This window comes from Streptomyces cahuitamycinicus (genome assembly GCF_002891435.1).
Classification (GTDB): Bacteria; Actinomycetota; Actinomycetes; order Streptomycetales; family Streptomycetaceae; genus Streptomyces; species Streptomyces cahuitamycinicus.
Genome location: NZ_POUC01000645.1, coordinates 1 through 3,176, shown reverse-complemented (window position 1 = coordinate 3,176; position 3,176 = coordinate 1). Strand labels below are relative to the sequence as shown.

General features: G+C 68.0%; 2 protein-coding genes and 1 pseudogene. 1 reads left to right on the top strand and 2 read right to left on the bottom strand.

Annotation, left to right across the window (positions count from 1 at the left end; genetic code table 11):
* Positions 1–37: 37 nt before the first annotated feature.
* Positions 38–532, bottom strand: a pseudogene (locus C1J00_RS40925) (SIMPL domain-containing protein); the annotation flags it as partial.
* Between the two features lie 162 nt (positions 533–694).
* Between C1J00_RS40925 and C1J00_RS40920 the strand changes: the two are divergent.
* Positions 695–2,491, top strand: a complete 1,797-nt coding sequence (locus tag C1J00_RS40920; protein ID WP_102913906.1) for a bifunctional metallophosphatase/5'-nucleotidase — start codon at positions 695–697, stop codon at positions 2,489–2,491.
* A 34-nt stretch (positions 2,492–2,525) separates the two neighbouring features.
* Here the strand turns inward: C1J00_RS40920 and C1J00_RS48635 are convergent.
* Positions 2,526–3,176, bottom strand: a 651-nt coding sequence (locus C1J00_RS48635; protein ID WP_180989881.1) for a SidA/IucD/PvdA family monooxygenase, incomplete at its 5' end; no start/stop codon positions are given.

The window sequence follows — 3,176 nt, the reverse complement described above, 5'->3', positions numbered from 1 at the left end:
GAGTTCGTCGGCAGCGTCAGATATGTATAAGAGACAGGTATTCGCGGGCGCGTTGGACGGCTTCGTGTACGGCTTTCTTCCTGGCCTCGCGGTGGGCGGGTGAGTCGGGGCGCAGGGCCCACCAGGGGCCGTCGACGCGGGTGAGGTCGAGGTCGGCGAGGCGGGTGGTGAGTTCGCCGAGGGCGGTGAAGTCGGTGAGTTCGGCGGTGACGCGGACGCTGCCGTGGTAGGTGCGGACGCGTTCGCCGCGGCCGTGTTTGGTGAGTTCGGGGGTGATGGAGAAGGCGCCGGTTTCCAGGCGTTCGACGGCGTCGCCGTAGGTTTTGACGAGGTCGAGGACGACGGCGTTGCGGCGGGTGAGGTCGTCGAGGGCGGAGCGGCGGTCGCGGCCGCGGGCGGCGACGGTGATGCCGATGCGGGCGATCTCGGGGTCGACTTCGAGGCGGGCTTCGCCGCGGACGGCGATGCGGGGTGCTTCGGGTGTGCCGTAGGGGACGGCGGGCTGGGAGGCGTCTGGGGTGGCCGCGGTCATACGTCCCACTCTGTCATGTGTGGGTTGGTTGGCGGCCGGGGATGCGGGGGGTCGAGTCATCAGATCGCAACCTGGCGGGTCTGTTGCGGTCGGTCATGTGCGGGTCAGAATCTACGCGCGTTATCTACGCGCGTCGTTCACAGATTCCGCGAGGAGCCAGACATGCCGTTGAACCGCCGGAAGTTCCTGGAGAAGTCCGCCGTGACCGGGGCGGGGGTGGCGCTGGCCGGTGCGGTCGCAGCGCCGGGTGCGCAGGCGGCCGAGGCGAAGCGTGGTGCCAAGCGGTACGCGTTCACCGTGCTGGGGACGACGGACCTGCACGGCAACGTCTTCAACTGGGACTACTTCACGGACCAGGAGTTCGACGACAAGGACCACAACGACGTCGGTCTCGCGAAGGTCTCCACCCTGGTCAACCGGGTCCGTGCGGAGAAGGGGCGCCGTAACACGCTGCTGATCGACGCGGGCGACACCATTCAGGGCACGCAGTTGTCGTACTACTACGCCAAGGTGGACCCGATCACGGCCGAGGGCGGCCCGGTGCATCCGATGGCGCAGGCGATGAACGCGATGGGGTATGACGCGGCGGCGCTCGGCAACCACGAGTTCAACTACGGCATTCCGGTGCTGCGGAAGTTCGAGCAGCAGTGTCGTTTCCCGCTGCTGGGGGCGAACGCGCTGGACGCGAAGACGGGGCGGCCGGCGTTCGCTCCGTACAGCATGCACCGGCTGCGTACGCCGTTCGGGCGGGATGTGAAGGTGGCGGTGCTGGGGCTGACCAACCCGGGCATCGCGATCTGGGACAAGGCGAACGTGCAGGGGAAGATGACGTTCCCGGGTCTGGAGGAGCAGGCGGCGAAGTGGGTGCCGAGGCTGCGGTCGATGGGTGCGGACGTGGTCATCGTGTCGGCGCACAGTGGTTCGTCGGGGACGTCGTCCTACGGTGACCAGCTGCCGTACGTCGAGAACGCGGCGGGGTTGGTGGCGGAGCAGGTGCCGGGGATCGACGCGATCCTGGTCGGGCACGCGCACACGGAGATCCCGGAGTACTTCGTCACGAACAAGAAGACCGGCAAGCGGGTCCTCTTGTCGGAGCCGCTGAAGTGGGGCCAGCGGCTGACGCTGTTCGACTTCGAGCTGGTCTGGGAGAGGGGCTGCTGGAAGGTCGAGAAGGTGGGCGCGAAGGTTCTCAACTCCAACACGGTGGAGGAGGACCCGAAGATCACGAAGCTGCTCGGGGACGAGCACGAGAAGGTCGTGGGTTACGTCAACCAGGTCGTCGGGACCAACGCGGCGGAGATGACGTCGGCCGAGGCGCCGTACAAGGATGTGCCGATCATCGATCTGATCAACCATATCCAGGCGGACACGGTGAAGCAGGCGCTGGCGGGCACGGAGTACGCCGCGTTGCCGGTGCTGTCGCAGGCGGCGTGCTTCTCGCGCAGCGCGCGGATCCCGGCCGGTGAGGTGACGATCCGGGATGTGGCGGGTCTGTACGTCTTCGAGAACACGCTGGAGGCGCGTCTGATGACGGGTGCGCAGATGAAGGCGTATCTGGAGTTCTCGGCGAACTACTTCGTGCAGACGGCGCCGGGTGCCGCGGTGGATCCGGCGAAGCTGACGAACGCGAACGGTACGCCGGACTACAACTACGACGTGGTGAGTGGTCTGTCGTACGAGATCGACATCGCGAGGCCGGCCGGTTCGCGGGTGACGAATGTGCGGTTCGAGGGGGAGCCGCTCGTGGACGACGCGACGTTCGTGTTCGCGGTGAACAACTACCGGGCCAACGGCGGCGGGAACTTCCCGCATGTCGCCGCGGCCCGGTTGCTGTGGTCGAACTCGGAGGAGATCCGCAACACCATGATCGCCTGGGTGAAGGCGAAGGGTTCGATCGACCCGGCCGGGTTCGCGGGGGTGGATTGGAAGCTCACGCGTGAGGGCATGCCCGTCTTCTGAGGCGCGGCGCCGGTGGTGAGTGCCGGGTGTTTCGTCACCTTCGGTCGTCGACGAGCGGGGTCAGTGCCGGTGCCTGGCGGGGCGGCGGGACGTGTGCCCGCTGGGTGAGGCCGAAGGTGGTGAAGGCGGTGCGGGCGGGGAGTGCGTAGGCTTCCCCGCCCGTCAGGGCGTTGAGGATGATCGCGCTGCGCCAGGCGGCGAGTCCGAGGTCGGGGGCGCCGACGCCGTGGGTGTGGGTTTCGGCGTTCTGGACGTAGGCCGTGCCGGTGACGGCGGGGTCGAGGACGAGTCGGTAGTCCTCGTCGATGCGGGGGCGTTCCTGGTTGTCGCGGCGCATGTAGGGGTCGAGGCCGGCGAGGATCCGGTCGAGGGGGCGTTCGCGGTAGCCGGTGGCGAGGACGACGGCGTCGGTGGTGAGGCGGGAGCGGCTGTCCTGGAGGGTGTGTTCCAGGTGCAGTTCGACTTTGGTGGTGGCGAGCCGGCCGGCGGTGCGGACGTGGACGCCGGGGGTGAGGACGGCGTCGGGCCAGCCGCCGTGCAGGGTGCGGCGGTAGAGCTCGTCGTGGACGGCGGCGATGGTGGCGGCGTCGATGCCTTTGTGCAGCTGCCACTGGCCGTCGATGAGCCGGTCGCGGGCTGTCTCTTTTACACATCTGACGCTGCCGACGAACTCTAGGGTGTAGAT

Coding starts and splice junctions, on each gene's coding strand:
- C1J00_RS40920 (WP_102913906.1), top strand. CDS start 695: ATGCCGTTGAACCGCCGGAAGTTCCTGGAGAAGTCCGCCGTGACCGGG.